The sequence below is a fragment of the Clostridium sp. AM58-1XD genome (assembly GCF_003464085.1).
GTDB lineage: Bacteria > Bacillota > Clostridia > Lachnospirales > Lachnospiraceae > Lachnoclostridium_A.
The window spans coordinates 56,981-82,359 of sequence record NZ_QSDR01000014.1; the positions used below are offsets into that span (position 1 = coordinate 56,981).

At 48.3% G+C, this 25,379-nt stretch carries 23 protein-coding genes and 2 pseudogenes; 1 reads left to right on the forward strand and 24 read right to left on the reverse strand.

Annotated elements, in window-relative coordinates; translation table 11 throughout:
- Window positions 1–44: 44 nt before the first annotated feature.
- The 14 genes from DXA13_RS23050 to DXA13_RS10290 all read right to left on the reverse strand — a co-directional run bounded on the left by DXA13_RS23050 (window position 45) and on the right by DXA13_RS10290 (window position 13,530).
- Window positions 45–1,202, reverse strand: coding sequence for an SbcC/MukB-like Walker B domain-containing protein (locus tag DXA13_RS23050; RefSeq protein ID WP_118244079.1), 1,158 nt, complete (start codon window positions 1,200–1,202; stop codon window positions 45–47).
- Complete coding sequence (locus DXA13_RS10240) at window positions 1,181–3,403, reverse strand: ATP-binding protein (RefSeq protein WP_118244081.1); 2,223 nt, start codon at window positions 3,401–3,403, stop codon at window positions 1,181–1,183. Before DXA13_RS10240 ends, DXA13_RS23050 begins: the two co-directional genes overlap by 22 nt.
- The gene (locus DXA13_RS10245; RefSeq protein WP_118244084.1) at window positions 3,384–4,193 is read right to left on the reverse strand and encodes a DUF4194 domain-containing protein; all 810 of its coding nucleotides are present in this window, start codon (window positions 4,191–4,193) and stop codon (window positions 3,384–3,386) included. The genes DXA13_RS10240 and DXA13_RS10245 overlap by 20 nt, the downstream gene beginning before the upstream one ends.
- The gene (locus DXA13_RS23055) at window positions 4,190–4,381 is read right to left on the reverse strand and encodes a Wadjet anti-phage system protein JetA family protein (protein WP_347559811.1); all 192 of its coding nucleotides are present in this window, start codon (window positions 4,379–4,381) and stop codon (window positions 4,190–4,192) included. Before DXA13_RS23055 ends, DXA13_RS10245 begins: the two co-directional genes overlap by 4 nt.
- A complete protein-coding gene (locus DXA13_RS10250) occupies window positions 4,378–5,547 on the reverse strand; it encodes a Wadjet anti-phage system protein JetA family protein (RefSeq protein ID WP_347559812.1) in 1,170 nt (389 codons plus the stop codon). The genes DXA13_RS23055 and DXA13_RS10250 overlap by 4 nt, the downstream gene beginning before the upstream one ends.
- A 109-nt stretch (window positions 5,548–5,656) precedes the next feature.
- Window positions 5,657–7,600 carry a diguanylate cyclase gene (locus DXA13_RS10255; protein ID WP_181995606.1) on the reverse strand — a complete coding sequence of 648 codons (1,944 nt, stop codon included), beginning with the start codon at window positions 7,598–7,600 and terminating at the stop codon, window positions 5,657–5,659.
- A gap of 232 nt (window positions 7,601–7,832) precedes the next feature.
- Entirely contained in the window at window positions 7,833–8,480 is a 648-nt protein-coding gene (gene deoC, locus DXA13_RS10260; protein ID WP_118244088.1) for a deoxyribose-phosphate aldolase, read from the reverse strand.
- A 54-nt stretch (window positions 8,481–8,534) separates the two neighbouring features.
- A complete protein-coding gene (locus DXA13_RS10265; RefSeq protein ID WP_118244091.1) occupies window positions 8,535–9,737 on the reverse strand; it encodes a phosphopentomutase in 1,203 nt (400 codons plus the stop codon).
- The gene (gene udp, locus DXA13_RS10270; RefSeq protein WP_118244093.1) at window positions 9,724–10,521 is read right to left on the reverse strand and encodes a uridine phosphorylase; all 798 of its coding nucleotides are present in this window, start codon (window positions 10,519–10,521) and stop codon (window positions 9,724–9,726) included. The genes DXA13_RS10265 and udp overlap by 14 nt, the downstream gene beginning before the upstream one ends.
- Window positions 10,522–10,704: 183 nt before the next feature.
- Window positions 10,705–10,836: a hypothetical protein gene (locus DXA13_RS23060; protein WP_347559813.1), complete on the reverse strand. Its 132-nt coding sequence runs from the start codon at window positions 10,834–10,836 to the stop codon at window positions 10,705–10,707.
- Between the two features lie 2 nt (window positions 10,837–10,838).
- Window positions 10,839–11,591, reverse strand: a complete 753-nt coding sequence (locus DXA13_RS10275) for an MBL fold metallo-hydrolase (RefSeq protein WP_347559814.1) — start codon at window positions 11,589–11,591, stop codon at window positions 10,839–10,841.
- Window positions 11,584–12,279 carry a YoaK family protein gene (locus DXA13_RS10280; protein WP_118244095.1) on the reverse strand — a complete coding sequence of 232 codons (696 nt, stop codon included), beginning with the start codon at window positions 12,277–12,279 and terminating at the stop codon, window positions 11,584–11,586. Before DXA13_RS10280 ends, DXA13_RS10275 begins: the two co-directional genes overlap by 8 nt.
- A gap of 119 nt (window positions 12,280–12,398) precedes the next feature.
- Window positions 12,399–13,100, reverse strand: a complete 702-nt coding sequence (locus DXA13_RS10285; RefSeq protein WP_118244097.1) for an alpha/beta hydrolase — start codon at window positions 13,098–13,100, stop codon at window positions 12,399–12,401.
- Window positions 13,081–13,530: a hypothetical protein gene (locus tag DXA13_RS10290; RefSeq protein WP_147348018.1), complete on the reverse strand. Its 450-nt coding sequence runs from the start codon at window positions 13,528–13,530 to the stop codon at window positions 13,081–13,083. Before DXA13_RS10290 ends, DXA13_RS10285 begins: the two co-directional genes overlap by 20 nt.
- Before the next feature lie 285 nt (window positions 13,531–13,815).
- On the opposite strand from DXA13_RS10290, the gene DXA13_RS10300 reads away from it, so the two are divergent.
- Complete coding sequence (locus DXA13_RS10300; protein WP_147348019.1) at window positions 13,816–14,487, forward strand: hypothetical protein; 672 nt, start codon at window positions 13,816–13,818, stop codon at window positions 14,485–14,487.
- A 142-nt stretch (window positions 14,488–14,629) separates the two neighbouring features.
- On the opposite strand, the pseudogene uxaC reads toward DXA13_RS10300, so the two are convergent.
- The 10 genes and pseudogenes from uxaC to DXA13_RS10350 all read right to left on the reverse strand — a co-directional run bounded on the left by uxaC (window position 14,630) and on the right by DXA13_RS10350 (window position 25,377).
- Window positions 14,630–16,023, reverse strand: a pseudogene (gene uxaC, locus DXA13_RS10305) (glucuronate isomerase).
- A 32-nt stretch (window positions 16,024–16,055) separates the two neighbouring features.
- Window positions 16,056–17,969: an iron-containing alcohol dehydrogenase gene (locus DXA13_RS23065; RefSeq protein ID WP_147348020.1), complete on the reverse strand. Its 1,914-nt coding sequence runs from the start codon at window positions 17,967–17,969 to the stop codon at window positions 16,056–16,058.
- 22 nt (window positions 17,970–17,991) lie between these two features.
- Entirely contained in the window at window positions 17,992–18,570 is a 579-nt protein-coding gene (locus DXA13_RS10320) for an isochorismatase family cysteine hydrolase (RefSeq protein WP_118244118.1), read from the reverse strand.
- Window positions 18,563–19,489: an ABC transporter permease gene (locus DXA13_RS10325; protein WP_118244120.1), complete on the reverse strand. Its 927-nt coding sequence runs from the start codon at window positions 19,487–19,489 to the stop codon at window positions 18,563–18,565. The genes DXA13_RS10320 and DXA13_RS10325 overlap by 8 nt, the downstream gene beginning before the upstream one ends.
- Window positions 19,486–20,592 carry an ABC transporter permease gene (locus DXA13_RS10330; RefSeq protein ID WP_118244123.1) on the reverse strand — a complete coding sequence of 369 codons (1,107 nt, stop codon included), beginning with the start codon at window positions 20,590–20,592 and terminating at the stop codon, window positions 19,486–19,488. The genes DXA13_RS10325 and DXA13_RS10330 overlap by 4 nt, the downstream gene beginning before the upstream one ends.
- On the reverse strand, window positions 20,589–21,683 hold the full coding sequence (locus DXA13_RS10335) for an ATP-binding cassette domain-containing protein (RefSeq protein WP_347559819.1): 1,095 nt from the start codon (window positions 21,681–21,683) through the stop codon (window positions 20,589–20,591). The genes DXA13_RS10330 and DXA13_RS10335 overlap by 4 nt, the downstream gene beginning before the upstream one ends.
- 12 nt (window positions 21,684–21,695) lie before the next feature.
- Window positions 21,696–22,183: pseudogene (locus DXA13_RS23070) on the reverse strand (ATP-binding cassette domain-containing protein); the annotation flags it as partial.
- Between the two features lie 42 nt (window positions 22,184–22,225).
- Window positions 22,226–23,353 carry a BMP family ABC transporter substrate-binding protein gene (locus DXA13_RS10340; protein ID WP_118244125.1) on the reverse strand — a complete coding sequence of 376 codons (1,128 nt, stop codon included), beginning with the start codon at window positions 23,351–23,353 and terminating at the stop codon, window positions 22,226–22,228.
- 154 nt (window positions 23,354–23,507) lie between these two features.
- Complete coding sequence (gene rpiB, locus DXA13_RS10345; protein ID WP_243009067.1) at window positions 23,508–23,930, reverse strand: ribose 5-phosphate isomerase B; 423 nt, start codon at window positions 23,928–23,930, stop codon at window positions 23,508–23,510.
- Between the two features lie 328 nt (window positions 23,931–24,258).
- Window positions 24,259–25,377, reverse strand: coding sequence for a helix-turn-helix domain-containing protein (locus DXA13_RS10350; RefSeq protein ID WP_118244128.1), 1,119 nt, complete (start codon window positions 25,375–25,377; stop codon window positions 24,259–24,261).
- Window positions 25,378–25,379: the final 2 nt, after the last annotated feature.

Here is a 25,379-nt window from a genome sequence, read left to right on the forward strand (position 1 = left end):
GCCCCTCTTATTTGCAAGGTGCTTTCCAGGAAGAGGCGGCTGCCTCACTCCTGAATCCCCAGAGCCAGGGAAGGGAATTCCTTCTTTTCAAACTCCTGTACGGATATGTGTTTCTTGTTCGGATTTGCAAAAACAAATGTCTTATCTACATTTTCCAGATAATTCTGTATCTTATCGTTTGTCGCACTGATGATCGCCTGAAATCCAAGCCCGCGGATCAGGCGAATACAGCTGGCAACCTTCTCCGCGTCCATTTTTGAAAATGCCTCGTCCAGGATAACAAGGCGCATGGTAGGCGTCCTCTGGGTTCTCGCAGAAGCATGAATTCTGTAAACTTGGGCAAAACTGGCCAGTAGGGCCACATAAAACGGGTTCTGCCCCTCTCCGCCGGAATTTTTTTTAATCATTTTGCTGAGAGGAATCCTCATGGTCTCTTCCCCTTCGATAATCTGCTGCATATCAAAGGACAGGTAGGTCCGGTAATCTGCATACCTGTCCATCTGACGTTTCGCCTCTTCCATCTCTTCCGCCGATGCATGTTCCGGTGGAATGAATATCTGAATCAGTTCATTCGTCATCTGGCCGTAATTTGTCTCATGTTCCATCGTGAACATGTTGATCTGATTTTCCACGCCTTTCTGCAGACTGGATGGGTTGACTTCCAGAGCCTCATCCATGAACATATCGTAATAGCGCCCGTCAGGCCCCTTGTTTTTACCGATGACAAACTGGTATTTGTCTTTGCCGAAATCCATGGTGCTGATGATCTTGTTCAGCTCATCCTTCCTTCTGAGTGCCTCACGGATTGCAGTCCTGATTTTAAAGATAAAGTCGTCCTTAAAATGGATCACAGCCGCCCTGGCCTGTTCGTCTGCCTTCCTTCCATACTCTTCCAGCCTGTCGCACCGAAGGTCCTCAAGAAGCTTGTCATATGGACCGTTATCGCGGATTGTAGGGGAAAACGGCCTTCCCGGGTATTTCCTCAGATATTCCATCCTCGCATTCTGAAGCTGGTTATAATACTCATCCTTTTTATTTCCTTCTTCCTCAGATAACAGGTGAAATTTCTCTTTCAGACGCTCATATCTTGGATTCTGTATATCCTTAAGCACTTCTTCCGAAGCTTTCTCACAGCTTTTTGATGGTACAAAGCAGCTTGTCTTTTGAGCAAGCTCTTCGTTCAACGCCAGATTTTCCGCCATCTTTCTGCGGATTGTCTCTTCCAGCTGCCAGATACTCTTTCCTGCCCGTTCCGCCAGTTCTCTGGCGCCCGTATTTCCCTCTCCAGGCTTTCCCGCTCAGCTTCCCACTGGCTGATATGATTTTCCCTGATTTCGGAGAGCTTCGCTTCCAGCTTCCTTTTTTCACCCGTTCTCTTTTTCAGGCTGCCGATGTCATTCAGAAGTTCCATGTACTCTTTTGCATCCAGCAAAAGCGCCTCCAGCTCAAGAATACGTTCACACGATCTTCTGATCTCTTCCTGAGGCTTTTTCTCCTCTCTGATTCCTTCCAGTTCAGCCTCCAGCTGTTCCATCCTCTTCTTCCGGCTCATGGAACCGATCAATGCATTCCGCGTATAATTCTCCGGATTGACATGCTGAAGGCGGAAGCTGTGGTAAAGCATGCAGTCCTTCGTAATGCCGACCCTGCATTTTCTTAATTCCTCCACACTGCTGCATTTCACCACCCGGCCCAGGAGAAAATCCACATATGCCCTTACGTAATCGAAACCGGCAGTGACTTCCTCCGCCAGAGCTCCAGGCAGATTCTTTTCATTTTCTCCACTCTCCATCACCTTTTCCGTGTCAACGAGAGCTACCCGGAAATATCTGTTCTTGTCCAGCTCTTCATAGATTTTCATAGCCGTGCCTATGTAACGGGGATCCACAATCAGGGACAGCTTATTTCCTCCCATATAACCTTCCACTGCATTGCGCCATACGTCGCTTTTAATATCAATGAGATCAGCTAGTACTTCCACGTGCACTGATTTACCGGTTTCCTCCAAAAGCCGTTTCTGAATATAGCTTCTGGCATGCTCCAGATCCTTGGGATATGCATTTTTTCCCTGTCTGAGCTTCTTTAAGTCCTCTTCCAGTTCTTTTTCCTGCCTACCAAGACGGCGGATTTCCGATTCTGCCTCTTTCTGCTGCTCCGCAGCTTCCGACCTCATTTCTGCAATGGCCTTCTGAAGGCGTACAAGGGCTTCTTTAGTAATCTTCTGCTCTGCAAAGGCCTCCATATCCCAAAGAGTCTGATTCGCCGTACAGTCCTCTTCTTCCCATAAACGCAGCCGTTTGGCTGTCTGGTTCCAGCGCTCTTCGCTTCTCCTGTCCTTTTCCACCAGCTCATTTATGGAACCAAGGCGTTCTTTCAAATCTTCATACCCGCTGGAAGCAATCCGTCGCAACAGCTCTTCGCTCTTTGCCTGAGCCGTTCTTACCTGTTCTTCCAGCCTCTCTTTTTCCGCCGTCTGCTTCTGAACGGAATCTCTGGCATTTGCTGCCTCATCCATCGTGCCGTGAACTTTTTCCTGAAGCTCCAGAATCTCCATTTTCTTCGAAAGCCCGCTGTATTTGTCCTCCTCGCTCTCCGCTTCCTTCATCAGCCGGTAACGTCTGCTTATATCTTCCAGATCTCTGATTTCATTCATCGTATCTTCGATCTTTTTTCTCATACGGCCGTACTGCATCACACTTTCCTGCATATCTTCAATATGGATGTCCGCTTCCGTACATATATATTCTTTTACGAAATCTTCCAGCTTGATATCCATCCGAAATGGAATTGCCCGTTTAAAAAGGAGAGGAAATTTCTCTCCGTCCAGGCCTCCCAGGTATACGTTGTACAAAAGGGACCGGAACCGTTCGTTGTGAGAGCCAAAATAGCAGTCTTCATCGGAAAACTCTCTCTTCAGATAATTCTTTACCTCTTCAATCGTCATGGTTCTGTCCGGCGTGCGGTATTCATGGTCCGGCAGCCTGCCCTTGTGCTGGAAAAACAGACGGCTGACTGAATTGGAAGCCGTTTCTACGTCGAAGGCGACGCCTACACACTGGGATTCCCCTGTATCTGTTCTGGTGAATTCCATTACGATCGTACTGGAAAAATTCTTATTTCTCAAGTAGGAGAACTGGTTGTTCTCTTCTATATTAACCATACCTCTTAAGTATTCGATCAGGCTTCTGTCCGAATCGTCCGCCGCCGCTTTGTTGAAAAAGCCCCGCCCGTCCGTATTCGCATACAGTACGATCTGCATGGCATCGATAATGGTAGACTTACCGCTTCCAGAATGGCCTGTAAAGAAATTGATTCCCTCGCTGAAGGAAAGCGTCCTGTGGTTCATATAATGCCAGTTATTCAGGCATATTCTGCTCAACGCCTCAAACCTCTGCTCTGCCATGTCCGTCCTCCTCCATCATAGTTTTCTCTCCTGTTACGGCGTTCTTTCCTGTCACAATATCTTCTTTATCTTCTATTATAATATCTTCTATGGCGTCTTCAGCTGCCGTATTCTCAATCATATCGTCTTCTGCCATATCAGATGCAGAATCATCCTCTGTTTCGTCTCCGTCTGCCTCTGCGCCTTCTGTTTTCTCATTCCCGCTTCCCATGCTGATATCGGCAAGGATCTCTCTGGCATCGTCTGCCATGAGCACGAGGTTTACTGTCGGATAGATAATGAGCCGTGTACTTCCGTCAAAGTCATCCATGATATCTACTGGCTCTACGATCTGATACTTTTTCAGTACCGTTATTGCCCGCTTGACTTCCGTAGGCGTTATCCGTGAAATGAGACCGTATGCGCCAAGCCGTTCGCTCAGTTCTCCAAGTGTGGTATAGATATGGGCGGCTGTAGAAGCCGTCATCATCTGTTCATCATAAATGACCTTCAGAATCAGAAGGTATAAGGTCGCAAGCCTGGAGAGCTTTTCACCCATAACAGTTTCTCCCTGAATATAGATGACCCCCATCTGGCTGTCCTCGCGCACCTCGATCCCGCTGATTCGGAAATATTCCCGGATAAATTCCAAGTGCTTGCTGCAGATTCGGTAATCTCTGCCATACAGGAACCGTCCCTGCCTTCTGTCAAATTTTCTCTCCAGAATATATGTCTGCCTCTGGAGCATCTGAATCACATTTGTTACCGTTTCCTGCTCCTCCTGCAGGAGTTCATCATAATATGGTATCATTCTTTTCTCCTTATAAATGTAAGCTTCGGATAGCAGAAGGAACCATTGTCGATCATTTCTCCCTCTTCTGCTTCTACGTGGTACCGTCCTTTTTTCTTTCCGGCTCCGTCGTATGCCAGGATCATCTTTTCAAAATCTTCCTCTGTCCGGATACTGTCTTCGGAAAAGACAGCCTTTCCGCCCGTCATCCGGCTCTCCACGAAGCGTCTATTTCCTCTCTGGAATACCGCGTTTTCACTTTGTTCAGCTTCAGAATCTCATCTTTTGTGAGCTCGCGGACCGCTTCCTCCGCCGTCAGGTTCTCACGGAAGGATTCCCTCGGTTTTCTCTTTTTATAGAGTGATTTTTCCGACAGGATTTCGCTGTAGGAAAGGTTCATCCTGCTGCTGATTTTACTGATCTCGTCATCTGTATGCACGGACCCGGAGAGATGATTGAGCATCTGGAGAATCAGCCCCTTTGTATCATCCTCTCTGTTCAGCAGATGGTACAGGCGGCTCACGGTTACGCGGACATACTTCGTATGTTCCCTGTCCATATTGGCTATCCGCCGTTCAATATCGTCAAATCCACGTTCGATGCTGTCCAGCATCCTGACCGCCTCTCCTATGTCCGTCTCCTGACCGCTTCTTCGTACGGCTTCCTCCAGAAATTCCTCGTCTTCCCGCATTTCCTGAAGCCACTGCTTGATATCCGACTTGTAGAGGTAAAAATTGTCGGAAGTCTTCAGAATATGGTATTTTTTCCTCACAATTTCTTCTACATACCCATCCAGATGCTCCTGTAACAGCTCCCCGTAGTCACGTTTTTCCAGAAGGCTTGTAAAAAATTTATCCATGTTGTGAAGCATATCCTGAAGCGCCTTATTCAGCCGTCTCGTATTGATATCAGCGGTATGCAGAAGGCTCGTCCCGGCTCTGGCGTCGTTTTTAAAGGAAAACAGGTTGGCGTAGATGTTCTGTATATAAACTTCCGCCTCATCCATATTATCGTTCACAAGGCGTTCAAAGGCTTCAACAAAAACCGCCGCATAGTCCGGAATCACAATATAAACTGTAAAGGAGGCAAAATCATCGAGCCGCTTCAGCCAATGGTTTTTCAGCAGCCAGTTCAGAACACGGGTGGCCGGCGGTTCCAGAGCTTCCACGTCATTTTCCTGCTCTTCTCTCTGAATCAGAAACTTTCTTCTTGAGAAGTGATCTCCCAGCACCTGAATGCACAATTCCCTGCTCAGGAAATAATTGCTGTACTGATATTCTTCGCTGATTTTTAAAAGGGCTTCAATATAGACATCCCGGTTTGGAGACCGGAACAGTCCCCAGAAGCTCCCGGGAATTTCATTCATTAATTTCATTCTCTTATCCTCTGTTATGTTAATGCCATTCATGAAAAATAAAGGATGCTGCCTGATCTTACTTCTGCAGCATCCTGAGCGCCTTACCATTCTTATGTGCAAAACGGGATTATGTCGGCTGTTCATCCTCCGGCACATATTTCTCAAAGCTGCCTTTGGATTTTTTCTTTACCCTGTACATGGCGCTGTCTGCAAACCGAATCAGCTCCCTGTATCCTGCCGTAACCTCAGGATAGCAGACGTATCCGCCTGACAACCGCACCTCTACCGTCTTCCCTCCAGGCATGCAGACCTTTGCATGCATGATATTGTCGTACATACGCTTTATATATTCAAACAGTTCTTCCTGGGAATCGGCGCCGTAAATAACCAGTATAAATTCATCTCCGCTGAGTCTGGCTGCAATCTTGTTCGGCGCTTCACATCCTTTTAAAAGCTCTGCCGCCTTCTTTAATATCTGATCACCATACTCATGGCCCCAGCCGTCATTTACCGATTTCAGATTATCCAAATCGGCCATCAGGATCACCGCTGTTTTCAGCACTTCCGGCTGCCGGAAAAGGCAGTCCATCTTTTTGAAGAACGCCCGCCGCGTAGTCAAGCCGGTCAGCAGGTCAATGTCCCGCTCCAGTTCAATCTTTTTCTTTTCCAATACGTCTTCCGTCGCATCTACGATAATTCCAAGGGTACTGCGCTTTTCCTGATAAGATTTTATCTTCAGATAGCGTGGTTTGTCTCCGCCCAGCTGATACACGTCTTTTTCATCTCCCAGCGGACAGGCGACGATACCGCCGATCATTTCGGCAAAGGCGTCCCTGTCTGCCAGAACTTTCTGCATATCTTCCTCTGTCATCATCAATATCTCGCCTATTTTACTCGTTGCAAGAACACGCTTCATGTCCTGACTGTATTCATAAACGGCCACCGGGATATCCACATTCTGAAAAACAAGAGATAACTTTCCCGTCATCTCCAGCAGGCTCTCTACCATCTGATTGATGTTGCTGCCCAGTTCTGCAAATTCCGGCGAACTCGTCTCATTTACCCTTACATCCAGGTCCCCACCGGCGATCTTCTTCATTCCGCCGATAATTCCGTAAATTCCATGAATAATAAACCGGTCCAGCATCCTCAGAATCAGAAAGATCACTGCGGCCGAAAGCAGACATAGACTGAAAATCACTATCTTCATGTTTGACGGTATATTTCGATACAGGTTCTCATATGTACTGCTGATACATAACAGGACGTCCCCCGACTGGCGAAACACGCAATAATGCTTGTCTCCTTCGATTTTCAGTTCCGCGGCAAATCCTTTGTCTCTCTGCTTCTCATCCGGCAGAATAAGTCCCATTCCCGCTACGTTTTTTCCCGTCAGACTATCATCTGTTGAACCGAGAATCTCTCCTGTCCGCGTATCGGCGGCAAAGGCGGTAATCCCCTTTTCCGCCGTCACCATGGTAAATATATAGGACAGTTCATTCTTCTTCATGGCTTCCAGAAGCCTGACCGGTTCCATCCCGATCTGGACGATCCCCTGACGATCCTCACGCCAGACGGCAATATACTGCATCAGCTTCCCTTCTGCCGTATTCGGGGTAATATCCTGGCACAGCTGGAGGGAATAGTCATCGAGCATGGGAAGGAAAAACTGCATTTGTTCCCCTGATCGAAACGTATAGTTGAAATACTTCGGCTCTGTTCCTGCATAAAGAGTGCCTTTCGTATCGAACAGGTGAAATTCATCCACCTGAAGCAGCGCAGCAATCTTCGACATCTCTTCCTGATCGCCTGTCACTTCCGGATGATTCTGCACAATATATGCCGCTGCCTTCGCGCGGATAAAGTAATCCTCTTTCAGATTCTCTTTCAGACGCTCCACATCCTCGCTGTTGTTATCCAGGACCTGGGATATCTGGCTGATTCTGATCATGGAATTGACATACATGGCCTCTTTTGCCGATTTTATCTGAATATAGCAGCTCAAAAATGCAGTCACCATCATACTGATTATGATCACGATGCACAATCTGAGCGTAATAGCTTTTTTCATATACGCCTCCCCTTGCAGATTAAGGCAAAACATCACTAAATATAGGAACTGTTCAGGACAATTCCTATATAGTTTATCATAGCCTGATCTCAATCACAATCCCGTTTTATCCCATATTTTAGAAAGAACCCGTGATTATCTCCCGCTTTTTCCGGAAATGAGGAAGAGAGTGCCGCCTCTGATTTTTTGTTTCTGCAGCACTCTCCCGTTATCCATTTTTGCTTATCTCCTATTATTTTTCCAGCAGCTGAATCAGTCTGCTGGTTCCCAGGCGGTCTGCCCCCAGCTCTATGAACCGCTCCGCATCCTCCACCGTGGCAATTCCACCGGCCGCTTTTACTTTCACCCTGCTTCCAGAATACTTCCTCATCAGCGCAACATCATCAAACGTTGCTCCGCCTGTAGAAAATCCGGTTGAGGTCTTGATATAATCCGCCTTCGACTCTGTTACAATTTCACACATCCGAATCTTCTCTTCTTCTGTCAGAAGGCATGTTTCAATAATAACCTTGAGAAGTTTTCCATGGCATGCTTCCTTAATTGTATTGATCTCTGCCAGAACTCCGGGATAATCGCCTTCCTTCACCATCCCAATATTGATGACCATATCGATTTCATCGGCTCCGTTCGCTACGGCATCCTCTGTCTCTGCTGCCTTGGCAGCCGTTGTCATATTGCCGTTGGGGAATCCGATTGCGGTGCAGACGGCCAGCCTGTCTTTTACATATTCCTTTGCCCGTTTTACGAAACAGGGAGGAATGCATACGGATGCCGTCTGATATTCCATGCCTTCATCGCACAGGGTACGAATCTGGTCCCACGTCGCCGTCTGTTTTAATAGCGTATGATCCAGTCTCTTTAAAATTTCTCTTTTATCCATTGTATTATCCTCTTTTTGAAATGATCCTGATGATCTCTTTCTCTTATTTTTTGTTCATTCCACTTCCTGAAGAAGTCGGTCCAGCAGGGAATAGCCGATCGTTCCGTCCGGCATCTTCACGTTAAAATTATCTGCAGCAGTCGCGCCGATCACGGCAAATGTATCCGCTTCTCCAAGGCTTCCTCCGTTTTTCATAGAAGGTGACCATGCGAGAAAAGGCACCTGTTCCCTGGTATGGTCCGTACCTGTATAAGTAGGATCATTTCCATGATCTGCCGTCAGAATCAGCAGATCGTCCTTATTCAGCACATCCAGCAGCTCTCCCAGTTTTCGGTCGAACCGTTCCAGCTCTTCTCCGTAGCCTTTTACATTTCTCCTGTGGCCCCACAGGGCATCGAAGTCTACCAGATTGACGAAGCAAAGGCCTCTGAACTCTTTTCCAGCCGTATCGATGGTCTGTTCCATACCGTGTACGGAAGAGTTCGAGTGAAGGGATTGCGTCAGTCCTTCTCCGTCAAAGATATCGTGGATCTTGCCAATACCGATTACATCCAGTCCTGCTTCCTTCAAGGCATCCAGCGCAGTCTTTCCAAAAGGTTTTAATGCGTAATCGTGACGGTTGGACGTACGTTTGAACTCACCCTTTTTCTTTCCAATATAAGGACGCGCAATGACCCGTCCCACCTTCCACTCGTCTTTCATGGTCAGTTCCCTGGCTATCTCACAGTAATGGTACAGCTGATCGAGTCCCATCGTTTCCTCGTTACCGCAGATCTGGAGTACGGAATCAGCAGATGTATAAACAATCAGATGGCCTTCCCTGATTTCCTCTTCTCCAAGTTCGTCCAGTATGGCTGTTCCGCTGGCACTTTTATTGCCGATAATCGTCCGGCCTGTCTTTTCCGAAAGAGCTTCTATAAGCTCTTTCGGAAATCCGTGTTCCGTAAACGTTTTAAAAGGCTTCGTCACTTTCAGTCCCATCATCTCCCAGTGGCCCGTCATGGTATCCTTTCCCAGACTGGCCTCATGCAGAACCATATACCGCCCAAGCGGATCCGCTTCCGGTGCAATTCCTGCAAGAGGGCGGAGATTAGCGATTCCAAGACGCTTTAAATTTGGAATCTTCAGATTTCCCGCAGCCTCAGCAATATGGCCAAGGGTATCCACGCCTACGTCTCCGTACCGGGCCGAATCTTTTTCTGCTCCAATTCCGAGAGAATCCAGAACAATTACAAATATCCGGCTATATCCTGCCATTCGCTCCACTCTCCCGTTCTTCCTTAATCAGGCTTCTGATTGCCTCCACCGCAACCGTTATGGCTGCCTCCGTATCGTGTACGATCGGATTGTCCAAACCGGCTTTATCACGTTCCTGATTACCTACGACCAGGAAATCAGAACCGCAGCGCACGCCCAGATAGCTTGCTACAATAAACAGCGCGGCAGATTCCATCTCTGATGCCTTGCAGCCAAGGCGCAGCCATGCCTTCCACTTATCCGTCAGCTCATACCCTACCGGCTTTGACTCCGGGTCATGCTGGCCGTAAAAGGAATCCTTACACTGCACCACACCTGTATGATAAGTATAGTTCAGCTTTTTAGCTGCTGCCGCAAGAGCATTGGTCACATTTAGATCGGCAACGGCCGGAAATTCTATCGGCGCATATTCCTTGCTCGTTCCTTCCATGCGTACCGCCCCTGTGGCTACCACAATATCGCCGCCCTTAACATCCATATCCATACCTCCGCATGTTCCGACGCGGATAAATGTATCGGCACCGCAGTTAACCAGCTCTTCCATTGCGATGGAAGCCGACGGCCCTCCGATTCCAGTGGACGTAACGCTTACTTTTTCTCCGTCCAGATATCCTGTATATGTTACATATTCCCGGTTGTCGGCAACCAGCACCGGATTATCAAAATGCTGGGCAATCTTGACGCAGCGTTTCGGATCACCCGGCATGATTACATACCGCCCTACATCCCCTTTTCTAATCTGTAAATGGTATTGCAGCCCTTCTTCTCCTGAATAATTCTGCATAGCATAATACCTCCTTCTTCTCTTTGAATCAATCTGCTCTGCAGTCATTATACCATATCCGCTACGCGGATACGGCGCCTCCGGCGGAATTTAGCGCCCGGTTTTCTGCGGTGTACGCAGAAACCGGGATGCGCTGGTATAATGCCTGCTCTGCAGTCATTATACCATTCAAAGCCCATGTTTTCAATGAGTCGTCTGTGCCTTCCACTTTAGTTTATTTTCTGCAAATGATGCTTCTGTCATTCCCCTGTCGTGCAGATAAGAGAGGTAAGAACGGATGGTGCTGCCTACAAGAGCATACTGAGTAAAATCCATCGTCAGCCCGTAGTGCAGAATACGCCCTGTATTAAATCATCCGTACTCATGGGTTCCCTGCACAAATCCAGAAGCAGTTCGATAATCTCTTCTGCCTTGGCCCTGTTGACAGCCGCCAGTGGCCTGATGTCTGCAGCAGGTTCTGCATGAGCCGGTATGAACAGTTTTCCTTCCAGTCTGCTTATGACCTCTAAGGTATTCAAATATCCTTCAACATCATAAAGAAAAGAAACGTGGTACTTTTTTATAATCGCCTCACTTGTCAGGCAGTCTGCCAGAAACCAAATATCATCATCTGTTCTGATCGCCGTCATGGAAATGCTGTGTCCGTCTGTCCGCAGCATTTCAAGGCCCTGCGGAAGCACGTCTTCCGTCAGCTCCTCCACTTCACTCTCCTGAGCCATCAGAAATTTGTTCTTCAATTCTCTGCACGGCCGGCCGCCGAACAGAACGGATGGTTCCAGCAGAGGAAATCGGGCAAAGGCTTTGTCTATACCCGCCATGTAAATTCTGCATCCCGTCCTCTGCTGCAGCAGGCGGTTTCCGCCGATATGGTCTGCATGAGAATGGGTACAGATCACCATATCCAGGGTCCATCCGTTGGCCTCCAGGATTTTCAGCGCCTTTTTCGCCGCATCCTTGTCATTGCCGCTGTCGATCATGCAGACCTTATTCCCATCCATCACATAAATTCCCATCTTTGCCGGACAGTCGATATAATATGTCCGTGTCCCTGCCTGAATTAATTCATACATGTTCTTCTGCCTCCTCCTTTACAAACATCATCACGAAACCTACAAGCATGAGCATGGAAGCAATCCAGATCGCCCTGTCTCCGATCTTCATGGAAAGAACCGCTCCCACTGCCGCCCCTACTGCAAATATAAAGATAATAAAATAGTAATGCTCCGCTCTGCGTTTCATCTCTTCGTCCTTTGTGATATGGTATTTACAGAGCATCTCCGTGGCGCTTCTCATATTGCCGATACACATGGTCGTAGCACATGGAATCCCTCTGAACTTCCGGAAGCTGTCCACCTGCATGGCACATGCGAAGGACATCAGCACATTTGCCGGTATATTCATACTCTGGGGAAGAAATCCTGCAGCCAATAGTAAGAGCATTTCAACCAGCAGCACAATCTGCCTCCAGTGAATTTTCCTATAGTCCTTATAAAGCTGCCTCACCCACTCTGTCATATATACGCCTCCGATAAATGCCAGTATCGGAAACAGATAGCGGACGGCGTGCTGCCAGTTGCCTGTCGCCAGGTTTTGGCCCAACAGCACGATATTGCCCGTCTGGGCGTTGGCAAATACCCCGCCCCTGCAGTTATAAGAATACGCATCCTGAAATCCTCCGGCAAGGGTCAGAACGATTCCCAATGCCATCGATTCCGACATCTGTTTTGACTGTCCTGTCATATTATCATCCCTTTCCATCTCTGTTTCCCAAATTATAGCGCAGGCCTTTTTATGTGTCCAACCATATATGAAATCATAGCCGTTCCGAACGCCCTATCTTCCTGCACTTTTACCGTACGAAACAGCTGCATAAAATCTTACATCGTCTCCGAAATCCACACTTCCAGCTCTGCCAGCTGTTCCGGCGTATGGAAATAGTGGCCTGCTTCCGGTAGCGTCTTCAGGCTGCATGAAAACGCATCCGTAAATTTCGTTATCGTATCGATTTCACACATATCATCTCTGCTTCCATATAAAATGCTGGTAGGAGCTTTCCATGCCTCCACCGGGTGTTCCTTCACATAACAGTAATAATCCCAGTACAACATCTGGCCTGCCGGTGTGGGAACCGCCTGTTCGCTTTCCAGCCGTTCCTCCGTAACATGAAACCATTTCATCATGTTTTCAATCATTCTCTGCATATCCACAACCGGTGAGAGAAACCATGCCTTTTTCAGCTGCTCCTCTTTATATGCCAGCAGGCTGAAGTATGCTCCCAGGCTGTTTGCGAACAGGCTGAGTTCATTCCAGTTCCCTTTTGCATATGCCATGATTGTCCTTAAATCCTTCACTCCGTACTGTACTTTACATGGAATTCCTTCCTCTTTCCGGTCTCCATGCTCCGGCAGATCGAAGCTTAAAACCTGGTATCCCTTCGATACGGCCTTCTCTGCGAATATTTTAATCGGTATATCCGCTTTATTCGACATATTTCCGTGTACTGCAATGATCCCCTTATCTGATTTTTCTCCCCATATTATAGATGGAATCCCGTTTATTTTAATCGCTGCTTCCTTCATAGCTGTTTTCCTCTACGGTATAAGGGTCGGAATTCGGATACTCCGACACGATTACCGTAACCTTTCTTTCTACAGGGCTGTCTGCCTGGATGCCGACTGCGTAATCTTTCTTTCTGTCAAGCTGAAACATCGTCCCCGCCCCTCCTGCCTTTATTTCCATTCGGGCGGCCGGTTTCTCTACCTGTATCGCTTCGCCGTCTATCTCGTAAAGAAACCACATCATATCAACATCCCCATGATTTTGCATACTCAGTTCTCCGGAATCTGTCTGAACAACAGTATTGCTCAAAACGATCTCATCACTGTTCTGAGGTATCGTTACCGTACAATCCCACGTTCTTCCTTCCTTTTCTTTTTCACATCCAGACAAGACAGCTGTTAATATTGCAACAAACAGCAGGTATTTTATAACTCCTGGTCTTATCGTCAAACTGCATGCACCTCCATTCTCTGTATTTTCCTGCCGGTGTCCGCCGAAAGCGGACCGCCATTGAGTCATTTCCATACTAATCGGTCTCTCTTCTAATGTCAATTTATTTTACAGAACCGGCAATCGAACGCCTTTTTCTTTTCTTATAAAATTGTAAATAGTTTTTAAGAATACGGCAAGGTTATCACAATACGCTTTCTATTCTTCCATGATATAATAATGGCAGCCGAAACGATTCGGACAGCTGCCATTTTGTATGTATGAAGTATTCGAAAAGGAGTGTTCATGATAAAATTAATAACAAAGCCGCCATATATTCTTCTTTTTCTCCTTTCAGCCTCAGCTCTGCTGTTGTCAACTGGATGTTCCAGGCAAAAGGAGCCGTCTCCTCTTCCTCCTGAAACGGAGGTATTTGCAGAAACGATCGCTCCCATGGCTTTCAGCGAACAGCAGATATCCATTCCGTCCCTCACGGTAGTAAGCGAGGAGGGGGTACAGGAAATTCCTTCATCCTCTGGAAATTCATCCTGGTCTTTTACAGACGACGCCGGAAACATGCACTCGGCAGTAGCATGCGGTTCCGATCCCCTGATCGATCTGATCGAGCATGAAGAATCCATTCCTTATGCAGAACTCGGCAGTACCTTCCAGCTCCTGTTTGACGGAGGACCGGCTCCTGACTCCATAGAAATCGAAGATATTATTCTTAATGAGAACGGAAGCCATAAATATAATGATTCTACGATCAATCGAGGCACTCTGGAATGCACGGACAAAACCGCAGTGTTTACACTGAATCAGAATTCATTTGCTCTTCTCAGCTCCGACATGTCCACCTATGAAAAGGGCGGGGTGATCCGCGGCTTCCGTGTGATCTGCAGCTGGGATAACGGCAGCAGCGCCGAATATGGATTTGTCCTCCGCACGGATGCCCAGCCGGATGATCCTATTTCATAAAAGGAAGGGGCCGGACGGTTATGATGCAAGAACAATATCTTTCCCGCATAGCAAAAAGGAGATACTGCAAAACCAATACCGGCTCGTTTTGCAGTATCTCCCTTGTTCCTTCCAATACCTTTCTTCTCTGTTTCTGTACTTTTTAAAGGCCAAATCCAAAATAACGGTTTACATTGCGCCAGCAGATATCCTGTATCATGCTTCCTGCAAACGGAATATCTTTAGGGTATTCTCCCCTGTCAATCCATTCTCCAACCGTATCACAGAGTATCCTTCTGAAGTAATCGTGGCGTGAATAGTTGACGTATGCACGTGAATCGGTCAGCGTTCCGATAAAATTCCCCAATACGCTCAGACTCGCCAGCGAAGTCAGGTGATTCCTGATTCCATTCAGGTTGTCACTGAACCACCAGGCCGCTCCGTGCTGTATCTTTCCGACGGTACCCGCCTCCTGGAAACACCCTATCATGGAATCCAGGACCGGATTGTCGGCCGGGTTGATGGAGTATAGGATCATCTTTGGAAGGCAGCATGCCTCATTGAGCGCATCCATGAATTGCGGCAGCATGCTCAGATTGCCGAAACTGCCGATACAGTCGCCTCCCACATCCACGCCCACCGTGCGAAGCAGATAGCTGTTGTTATCCCTCTTTGCTCCCACGTGAAGCTGCATTACCCAATCGCGTTCTTTGCATGCTGATGCTATTTCAAACAGCAGGCCGCACAGGTAAATATCTTCTTCCTGTTTTGTCGGAATGCCGCCTGCCAGGGCCTTTTTCAAAATCCTGTCAATCTCTTCCCTGGTAAATGGTGTACATGGTACATCCATCAGCGCCTGATCGATGCTGCGGCATCCTCTTTTTGCGAAATCATCCATTCTGATACGGATAGCCTTTGCAAGACCGGCAAAATCCGTTATGGCGCAGCCGGCCACATCCGACAGTTTTCCCAGATATTCAGAGAATCCGGGAAGACCGATGTTGACTACGGAATCCGTTCGGAACGTCGGCACCACCGTTACGTCAAAGGACGGATCCGACCGGATCGTATCGTGCGCTTTCAGCGGGTCCAGGATATCGTCGGTACTGCCGATCAGCTTCACGTGAGCTTTTTTAATCAATTCCCGGACAGGCATATCTGCAAGGCCCTGTTGCAGACCTCCCAGGCCTCCTGAGCTGTTTCGGGACTTAATGTCTTATCAAACCCAAATACGTCTTTCAGCTCCATATGGGAACGGTGATATAATGGATTGCCGATACACTTCGGAAGAACCTCTGCCCATGCGAGAAATTTTTCTTTGTCGCTGCCCTCTGCAGTGATGTATTTTTCTTCTATTCCACAGCTGCGCATCGCCGTCCATTTATAGTGATCCAGAGAAATCCACGCCTGGGTGATATTATCATAATGCAGGTTTTCGGCGATTTCACCAGCGTTCACATGACAGTGGTAATCGATCACCGGCATCTGTTTCGCATAGCCGCGGTATAGCTCCTGGGCAGTTTTTCCCCTTAGTAAAAAATTGTCATTGATATACATGATTCTCCCCTCTCTGCCTCCATGCTTGCTTCTTACTGACTTTCATGTGTCTCAGCTTTCATGCTGCGGATAAATGCCTGTATCTGCTCTACGTCATCCTCCATCTCCAGCAGTACACTTCCAATATAAACTCCGTCGGCCTGCGCTTCCCGTATCATGCGGACGTCTTCAGGAGTATATACACCTACGCCGCAGTAAATTTCCTGCAGAATACCCCTTTGACGCAGGTATGCCACACAGTCTGACAACGCTTCATATCCTGGACGTACATTATTGTTATATGTAGGCTTGGCCTGCAGATAGACCAGGCCGTTTGTCTGTTTTGCCGTTTCGATCTCTTCCTCCGGCATGTGATATCTCACAAAGGCCGCCAGGCGGATTCCCCCTTCCAAAAGCTTGTCCTGGAAGTCTGGCCGTTCAGAGCCTACGTAGATCATTGCGTCGATACCAGCCTTCTTACAGAACGCCACTACCTTGTCGATACCGATCCGCTCCATCGTATTTTCATACAGGGCCAACTGGACTGCAACCCGGGGATATTTATTTCGAATCTCCTGTATCGCTTCAAAATATTTGTCATAATCGTGACAATTTTCAAAGGCAGCCGCCATATGGCGGGCAATTACGTCACTCTCGAAGTAAGGATCCGGGGAAGGAATATCCAATTCCAACGTATCTGCTCCTGCTTCTATGTATTTATCCACCATCTCCAGGCTTTTTTCCATTGTGGGATAGCCGAGAGAAGAATAGCACACCAGCTTTAACTTTTTCTCCGGAGCCTGATAATCACTGCCCAGAAATGCCTGGCGGAACAACTCTTCAAATTGTTCTGCCGAAGGCACCAGCGGGTTTGTTCTCGTACAGCCGTCCAGCAGCGCCTCCCTGCTCATCTGAGGAATCATCTGAAGATATTGTTCCCTGTCATCAATGATTTCCTTCAGGCAGGATGGAATATCCAGTTTGATCTGGAGCTCCGATACAATTTCCTCCAGACTTTCCCCTCCCATGTCTCTGGCCAGCACCTCATACCGTTCCTTTGCCTGGGGATTCCTGCAGTTAAACCGAATGACATATGGTAGTATCACAGCATCTCCCAGTCCATGGGAAATCCCGAAGCGGCTGCCGATTACGTGGGCCATGGAGTGGACAATTCCCAGGGATGAGTTGGTGAAAGCCAGCCCCGCTGCGGTAGACGCATCCAGCATCATTTCCCGCGCCTTCATATCAGCACCGTCACGATAAGCGACGGGAAGCCATTCCACAATATCGAGAGCCGCCTGCCGGGCCAGCGTATCGGAGATGTAATTCGGGCGTCTGGATACCCAGGACTCAATGGCGTGTGTCAGGGCATCCATGCCTGTTTCCGCTGTCAGATGCTTTGGCATGCTGGCAGTCACCGCCGGATCACAGATGGCCACATCCGGCATCATCTCCATATCTCCGATTCCACATTTATTATGGCTGATATCGTCCGTAATCACGATGGAACGGCTTACTTCACTGGCAGAACCGCTGGTAGAAGGTATGCACACAAACTTCGCCTTTTTTCGCAGCGGCGGGATGGTATTCGGTGGTTTCAGCTGATCCAACGTGGTGATTTCGGAATGCTCGTACAGCACCCACATGCTCTTTGCCGCGTCCATCACGGAACCGCCTCCAATTGCGATAATCCAGTCAGGGCCGTAATCTCTCATAACTTTTGCTCCGGCCTTGACCGTAGAAAACGTCGGGTCCGGCTCCACCCCCTTAAAGACCGTGGATTCCATTCCGGCCTGGGAAAGGTATTCCTGGGCCTGGGAAACAATTCCGGCCCGTTCCATACTGCCTCCGCCGATTACAATAAAAGCTCGCTTTCCTCTCAGAGTAGCCAGATGATTCAGGCATCCTGTACCAAGCATCAGTTGTTCCCCACCCAATTTCAGAGGCTTTGTTTTCATAGGTCTCATATTCTGTTCACTCTCCCACTTATCAATTTTTGCTGCATCCTTCATCTAATTCCATAAACAGTTCTTCTCTTGTCAGTACGCGGCCCAGATAGCGGCGGATATCCTCCAGGTTTATCCGTCCTGCTTCCTCACAGTCCGTAGCCACACAGTCTTCTGCCACAATCACATGATAGTCCAGATTATGGGCGTCGGTTGCCGTAGCCCGTACGCAGCAGTTTGTCTTCACCCCGCAAAGGATCACGTTCTGTATTCCGTTTTCTCTGAGCACGAGGTCAAAATCCGTGCCGAAAAAGGCGGAGTATCTGCGTTTTCGGATAACATAATCCTCTGGAAGGACCTCCAGATCCGGGTGAATCTCTTCCCCGCCGGTCTTCTCCACACAGCATTTGCGCATTTCATTTAAGTTGCGATCAGGTTTTCCCTCCCGGTAGCAGTGCTGGATAAAAACTATTTTCATTCCGCGCCTGCGGCAGCCGTCCAAGAGCGATTTTACATTCGGCACAATATCCCGGCTGCTCTCTGCATAGGCACATCCGCCCTCGCAGGTAAAATCATAGAGCATGTCTATAATAACCAGTGCCGATTTCTTAACGTCAATCATTCATATACCCCCTTATCTGGTTATTTCTGTTGTCAATCAGGGCGGTAGCAAACATGGCAATCAGGATAAACACGTACGGCAGCATCTCAATCAGGGAAGCGGTTGCTGAGTCCACTACCGTCGTAAGCTTGATCTGCAGGGCGCGGGCCAGACCGAAGATCAGGGTAAACAGGCTGGCTTTGATCGGGTTGCCCTTTCCGCATCGAGCTGCGGACAGCGCGATATAACCGCGGCCTGCTACCATTCCCAGCGTGTACATGCCAAGGCTCTCTACCGACAGATTGGCTCCTGCCAGACCGGCCAGGGCGGAGGATATGAGGATTGCAAAGTAGCGTATTCCTTTCACCTTGATTCCCACCGCTTTTGCAGCCTCTTCATTTTCTCCTACCAGCCGTACATAGACGCCGATCTTTGTCTTATACATCAACATCCAGATAATAAAGATCAGAAGGAAGGAACAGTAGGTCAGGATTGTCTGATTATTCAGGACTTCGTTAATTATGGGGATGCTGCGCAGGACAGGAACGTCCAGCCGGAAATCCGTCGTATGGATCACTTCCGTGGCAATCAGGGAAGTCCTGTTGCTGTACATCGTCTGAAGCAAAAACGGAACAATACTGATGGACAGCAGGTTCACAGCCAGTCCGGTGATAATCCTGTTTCCTTCCAATGTGATGCTGAAAATGGAAAAGATGAGACCCAGTACCATGGCGCACACCACTCCCATGACGATACCAAATAACACATTGCCGGTGATAAACGAAAAATATATGGAAGCAAATGCCCCGATATTCATCATACCGTCCATCGCTATGTTCAGCACCCCGGCCTTGTGGGGAAAGATCCCTCCCAGAACACAGATCACAAGCGGCGTAGACATGGCTATGCCGATATTCATCATATTCAAAAGTTCATTCATAGTTTCTCCTCCTTAGCGGAAGATACGGCTGCCTGTCCGTTTCTCTTTCCCGGAAACAGCGAGGACAGGGTTTTTCCCGCCCAGGGATTCTTCTTCACAAAGTCCACTGCCAGGAAGAGAATCAGAAGGCTCTGGATAACCGTGATAATATCATAGGGAACGCCTACATAACTCTGAAGTGTCGTACTTCCGTATTTCAGCGCCCCGAAGAAGATTGCAGCCACAAAGACGCCGACCGGATTGTTTGCGCCCATCAGCGCTACCAGCATGCCGTCCCAACCCAAACCAGGATTCGAGGAAAAGGTGGGGGTAAAACGGCGGTGTACCCCAAGCATTTCCGTAGCGCCGGCCAAACCGGCTACGGCCCCGCTGATCACCATGATAATCATGATTTTCCTGCGGACATTCATCCCGGCGGCATCGGCAAAACCGATGTTTTTTCCAATTGTATCCACCTCATATCCCAGCTTTGTTTTGTTATAGATAAACCAGAACACAGGGACGCAGGCGACTGCAAACAGAATTGCTGCGGAGAGTGTGGTACTTGGCGTCAACCGGGGCAGCATGGCACTGGAAGCCACCTTGGCAGTAGCCGTATATCCGATATTCTGCTTGAATGGACCGCTGGTCAGATATTCTGTAAATATCGTTGCCACATAGTTCAGCATCAGGGTAACCACAATCTCATTGATATGGAAAACTGCCTTGAATACACCCGCCACACTTGCAAACAGCGCGCCTGCTGCCATAGCCAGCAGGATGCAAAGGGGCAGATGAACTGCCATTGGAAGATTCGTAAAGGTAAACCCCGCCCAGGTGGCTACAAAAGCGCCTATGTACATCTGTCCTTCCACGCCCATATTGATAATCTGAGCTTTAAAGGTAATCGCTACGGCCAGACCCGTCATAATCAGCGGACTGGCATAACAGAGCGTTCCCATCAGCCCGTCTTTTGTAAAAAGTGACTGGCTGATTAAACACCGGTATGTCTCCAGAGGACTGTGGCCGGCAGCCAATATCAGAATTGCCCCTGTTCCAAATGCCAGCAATATGGGCAGAAAAACATTGATGAGGGAGCCTGCCAGTTTCGATCGTTTTTTCATCCAGTTTTTCCTCCCTCCTCATCTGATTTTACACCCATCATGTAAAGCCCGAGTTCTTCCTGGGTCGTCTCAGAAGCTTTAAAGTGACCGGTAATCCTGCCCCGGAACATGACAACGATCCGGTCCGACAGGCCAAGAATCTCCGAAAGCTCTGAAGAGATCAGCAGAACTGCCTTTCCCTCATCCCGCAGATCAATCAGTTTCTGATGAATAAATTCAATGGAGCCTACGTCCACCCCGCGTGTGGGGCGCGATACAATAAGCGCTCTCGGATCGGAGGAAAATTCCCGTGCAACCACAACTTTCTGGGCATTTCCTCCCGACAGTCCGTCCACATCCGTATTCCAGCCGTCGTTATCATCTCCGGATGTACGGATATCATAGGATTCGATCAGCTGCGCTGCATTTTTTCTCATCTGTTTATAGCTCAGAATCCCGAACCGGCATACAGGTTCATGGACGTGATAACCAGCCGTCAGGTTTTTGGCAACATTCATCCCCCTGCAAAGGCCCAGGCGGAACCGGTCCTCCGGCACGATAGCCACACCGCTGTCCCGAAGCTGTCTGGGATAGAAATTTGTAATATCTTTCTCACCGAGGGATACGCGCCCTCCGGATGTTTTCATCATCCCCGTAAGAGCCATGGTCAGCTCATACTGCCCGTTTCCCTCCACACCGGCGACTCCCAGAATTTCACCTTCCCGGATAGCCAGAGAAATATCATGGAGCACCGTTTCCCCGTGGGAACCTTTCACACAGAGATGCTTCACTTCATACGCAACGGGTACACCTTCATAATTATGCTCACTTTTCTCCACATTCAGCTTTACTTCCCTGCCTACCATAAGAGCCGCCAGTTCATCTTCGCTGAACTGAGTGGTACTGTATTCTCCTACCAGCTTGCCTCTGCGCAGAATCGCACAGTGTTCGGACAGGCTTTTCACCTCTCTCAGCTTGTGAGTGATGATGATAATGGTTTTTCCGTTGTCTCTTAAATTTTTCAGAATCTGTATCAGCTCATCTACCTCCTGAGGCGTCAGCACCGCTGTGGGCTCGTCCAAGATCAGAATGTCCACATCCCTGAGAAGCATCTTCAGGATCTCTACCCTCTGCTGCAGCCCGATCGAAATATCTTTCACTCTGGCTGCAGGGTCCAGGTCAAAGTGATATTTTTCGATCAACTCTTTTACCCGCTTCTTCTCCTCCCGATTGTCTATGAAAGGCAGTTTGATCGTCTTACCCACCGTTTTGGAAAGCTCTGTGCCCAAAAATATATTTTCATAGATCGTCAGGCTGGGAGCCAGTTTAAAGTGCTGATGCACCATGCCGATGCTGTTTTCGATGGCGTCCTTGGGAGACTCATTCTGACCTGTCTGGAATTGATCCAAATCTCCCCCCGGGTTGGGGAAAGCAGCCCGTAAAGCATATTCATTAACGTTGATTTTCCGGCGCCGTTTTCCCCGATAATACACAATATCTCGCCTCGTTTCACCTTCAGGCTGACCTCTCTGACTGCGGTAAAATCCCCAAAGCATTTCGTCAGCCCTCTGGTTTCGATAATATAGTCCCCCTGTACCGGACTTTCGCTCATAAACCGCCCTCCTGTCAATTCACCCGGCTTCTCTCATTTGTTTCAGGCTCCCGGTGTAAAGACTTCTCCCATGGATCCGTCCACTACATTGATCTTGCCGGAGATAATGTCCTTCCGTGCCTGTTCTACTTCCTGTTTGATCTCATCCCATTTCGCCTCATCGGTAATATATGGGGCAATGACGCTGTAATCGGTCAGATCTGCGCCTCCCTCTTCCAGAGTCATGACCACAGTTCCCTTTTCCAGTTCTCCGTTCAGCAGCTGATCTGCCAGTTTATACAAAGCCGTATCCATTCGTTTCACGGCGCTGGTTACGATAAATCCCGGCTCCTTGGCATCCATGTCATCGGTTGCCCCCAAAGCCAGCACGTTGCATTCCTTTACCCCCTGGAATACGCCCAATGCTGCCAGGCCCGCCGCTACAAATATTACATCGGCATTCTGGCTCTGAATCTGGTTGATGGCAACTGCCTTCGAATTCTGTGTGTCGGAAAAGCCAACCGTAAAGTCCGTAATGATCTGGATATCAGGATTCACACTGTATGCCCCCTGATAGAAGGCCTCATAAAACACCTTAAAGCCCGGGCTGTCGGTAGCGCTGATAAATCCAACCGTATTGCCCGCCTTCATCTGGCGGTCACCGATAATTGTGACATCCGGTTTTGTCAGTTCTCCTGCAATAATTCCCGCCAGATAAGAGGCATCCTGGATGTCAAACATGATAGAGATGACATTCGGCTTATCCACAATCAGATTGAATACGACAAATGTCACATCCGGGAATTCGTCTGCCACCATCTCTACCGCATCTGCATGGCTGTACTCCAGCGTTACCACCAGCCCGTACCCTTCCTGGGCAAACTGGCGCAGGTACGTCTCTCCCTGGGATACTTCCGCCGGTTCTACAATAGTATATTCCAGCCCCAGTTCCTCTGCAGCCTGATCCAGCCCCCGTTTCGAGGCATCGTTGTAACCATTGTCTCCCAAACCGCCGGATGAACAGATCACCGCCATCTTCTTTGCATTATCTCCGGCCGCTTTGTCTCCGACTGCGCCTGCTGCAGAGGATGACTGAACTTCGGAACTGCTGCCGGCCGCTTTCTTTCCACAACCTGCAAGCACTGAAAACACCATGGATACGCAAAGCAGAATCGATATTATTTTTCTCATGTATATTTCCTCCTCTTGGTCTTGCCTTTTTTCTTACCGCTTCTTTGTTACTTTTACCGTTTCTTTGTTACTCTTACTGTTTCTTTTTTCCATCAGACATTTCTGTCAGGCGCCCAGTCTCGATCCAGCAGAAGCGTCTCCTCCTCCTCTGCCATCATGCCAAGTGAAATGTCATGGCGGCCGCTTCATACTCATTTGTAAGCCAGGCTTCCAAAATATCCAGCAGTTCAAAAATCCCCTGTGTCTTTCCTCCCAGGCAGAGTACGTTTGAGTTATTATGGCGTCTCGTCATCATCGCCATATAATGGCTTGTACACAAAGACGCCCTGACGCCCTTGAACTTATTAGCCACCATGCTCATGCCGATTCCGGTCGAACAGATCAAAATCCCTCCGTCTGCCGCCTTTGTAGCGACAGCTCTGGCCACCATAGCCGCATAATAAGGATATCGGACGATTTCAGAAGAATCTGTGCCTACATCCTTTACCTCATAACCTTGTCTTTGAAGATATTCCCGAATCTGTTCTTTTGCCTCGTATCCCCCATGATCACATCCTATCCAAATTGTGTGGAACACACAGCCCCCTCCTTTTTCACCAGTTTGTACAACAACACCGTCAATTAACTTGTCTTTTATGTTATAATTATACAATTTCAATCCACTCAATTGATATAGTATACAAACCAAAAAAGGACTAGACTTGTTTGTTATTCATGCCAATTTTTTCTTTGACTTCTGAAAAAAGCATTGAAAAGCCAAAATATTCAGAAGAATTTTTTAATTAACAAAAAAACTGCCGCAAAATTAATTTCTCATATCAGATAATGGTTTCAGCCAGGTAGCCAAAAACCATATCTTTCTGGAAATTATTATTTTGCAGCAGCCTTTTTCGTTCCCTGTGAACTCAATAGTGCTGTCCGGAATCAAAAAGAATCGCAATATAAAGTTTCAGTGCATCACAAGTATTCCTTGGATCATAGCCGGTCTGTTCCTTTATTTTGTTGAGTTTATACTGAAGCGTATTTTTGTGTATGTACAGCATCTCTGCTGTTTTGCCTATGGAACCGCTCTGTGTGAAAAATGTGCGCAGCAGTACCTTCCACTCATCCACATCACTTTTTTTGCAGTTGGCAAACACCTTGCTGACAAAATCCGTCTTTATCTGAGCCGGTATTTCCTCCACCAGCAGATCGATGGAAAGCTCTTCATACCGCATAACCGCTGTTCCTCTGGATTTGAATGAAATCGTGCAGGCTTTTTCCGCCTTTTCATAGCTCTCATGGACGTCCCTGTAATCGCAGCTGGCCGGTCCGATTCCTCCCGATACACTGACGGAAAAGCTGCTCTCCAGGATATTTTTCAAGGTGGCAAGAGCCCTCTGAACCGCCACGGCGCTTTCTGTTCCAAACAGAAAAATCACCTTGGACTCCACCATAATCTCTCCGATCAGCGTTGCCATATGGGTGGTATGCTGTGACACCGACTGGCCGATTTTATGCATCATTTCCTCATCCAGAGGGCGTTCGTCAGGAGAAAGTACCTGCAGTACCCCCACCACATACCGGCCGGAAATATCAAGGCCTGCAATCATCGCGCACGTTTCAAAGGTATTATCCTCTGAAACAAAATCATTAAAAATCCACTGTTTAATCAGGTCTCTTCTGTTGATTGCATGCAGTCTTTCCTGCTGTTCCAGCAAACTGGTCCTGATCAGCAGTTCTGCCAGCCGCTTCGCCATAAAAAGCTGATCCTGCCGCTCTTTCTGCAGCCCTTCTACAATTAATACGCCCACCGGTTTGTCCCCCACGGTCAGCATGGACACCCCGTCCGGGCCGTCAACAGCAGCAGACAGTTCCGCCCCTGCGGCATATCGGCTCAAAAGCCCGGCCGCACCGCCGTGGATGTCCCCCGGTCCGTCCTTCGTTAAAATCCGTCCATCCATATCCGCGACGCAGACAGGAAGATGCAGCATTTCGTAAAGTTCCTCAATGATTCTTTGTGTCGTATCCCAAGATAGTATCATGT

What these genes read in the sequence shown, in the direction of transcription:
- DXA13_RS23060 (WP_347559813.1), bottom strand. Translation starts at nt 10,836, where the DNA reads ATGGATTTTACTCAGTATGCTCTTGTAGGCAGCACCATCCGTTCTTAC.
- DXA13_RS10350 (WP_118244128.1), bottom strand. Translation starts at nt 25,377, where the DNA reads ATGATACTATCTTGGGATACGACACAAAGAATCATTGAGGAACTTTAC.
- DXA13_RS10325 (WP_118244120.1), bottom strand. Translation starts at nt 19,489, where the DNA reads ATGAATGAACTTTTGAATATGATGAATATCGGCATAGCCATGTCTACG.
- DXA13_RS10245 (WP_118244084.1), bottom strand. Translation starts at nt 4,193, where the DNA reads ATGATACCATATTATGATGAACTCCTGCAGGAGGAGCAGGAAACGGTA.
- DXA13_RS10300 (WP_147348019.1), top strand. Translation starts at nt 13,816, where the DNA reads ATGATAAAATTAATAACAAAGCCGCCATATATTCTTCTTTTTCTCCTT.
- DXA13_RS10265 (WP_118244091.1), bottom strand. Translation starts at nt 9,737, where the DNA reads ATGGCAGGATATAGCCGGATATTTGTAATTGTTCTGGATTCTCTCGGA.
- DXA13_RS10275 (WP_347559814.1), bottom strand. Translation starts at nt 11,591, where the DNA reads ATGTATGAATTAATTCAGGCAGGGACACGGACATATTATATCGACTGT.
- deoC (WP_118244088.1), bottom strand. Translation starts at nt 8,480, where the DNA reads ATGGATAAAAGAGAAATTTTAAAGAGACTGGATCATACGCTATTAAAA.
- DXA13_RS10240 (WP_118244081.1), bottom strand. Translation starts at nt 3,403, where the DNA reads ATGGCAGAGCAGAGGTTTGAGGCGTTGAGCAGAATATGCCTGAATAAC.
- udp (WP_118244093.1), bottom strand. Translation starts at nt 10,521, where the DNA reads ATGCAGAATTATTCAGGAGAAGAAGGGCTGCAATACCATTTACAGATT.
- DXA13_RS10340 (WP_118244125.1), bottom strand. Translation starts at nt 23,353, where the DNA reads ATGAGAAAAATAATATCGATTCTGCTTTGCGTATCCATGGTGTTTTCA.
- DXA13_RS10320 (WP_118244118.1), bottom strand. Translation starts at nt 18,570, where the DNA reads ATGATTGACGTTAAGAAATCGGCACTGGTTATTATAGACATGCTCTAT.
- DXA13_RS23050 (WP_118244079.1), bottom strand. Translation starts at nt 1,202, where the DNA reads ATGGCGGAAAATCTGGCGTTGAACGAAGAGCTTGCTCAAAAGACAAGC.
- DXA13_RS23055 (WP_347559811.1), bottom strand. Translation starts at nt 4,381, where the DNA reads ATGACGGGCGGAAAGGCTGTCTTTTCCGAAGACAGTATCCGGACAGAG.
- DXA13_RS23065 (WP_147348020.1), bottom strand. Translation starts at nt 17,969, where the DNA reads ATGAGACCTATGAAAACAAAGCCTCTGAAATTGGGTGGGGAACAACTG.
- DXA13_RS10255 (WP_181995606.1), bottom strand. Translation starts at nt 7,600, where the DNA reads ATGAAAAAAGCTATTACGCTCAGATTGTGCATCGTGATCATAATCAGT.
- DXA13_RS10280 (WP_118244095.1), bottom strand. Translation starts at nt 12,279, where the DNA reads ATGGAAAGGGATGATAATATGACAGGACAGTCAAAACAGATGTCGGAA.
- DXA13_RS10250 (WP_347559812.1), bottom strand. Translation starts at nt 5,547, where the DNA reads ATGAAATTAATGAATGAAATTCCCGGGAGCTTCTGGGGACTGTTCCGG.
- DXA13_RS10285 (WP_118244097.1), bottom strand. Translation starts at nt 13,100, where the DNA reads ATGAAGGAAGCAGCGATTAAAATAAACGGGATTCCATCTATAATATGG.
- DXA13_RS10335 (WP_347559819.1), bottom strand. Translation starts at nt 21,683, where the DNA reads ATGCTTCTCAGGGATGTGGACATTCTGATCTTGGACGAGCCCACAGCG.
- DXA13_RS10330 (WP_118244123.1), bottom strand. Translation starts at nt 20,592, where the DNA reads ATGAAAAAACGATCGAAACTGGCAGGCTCCCTCATCAATGTTTTTCTG.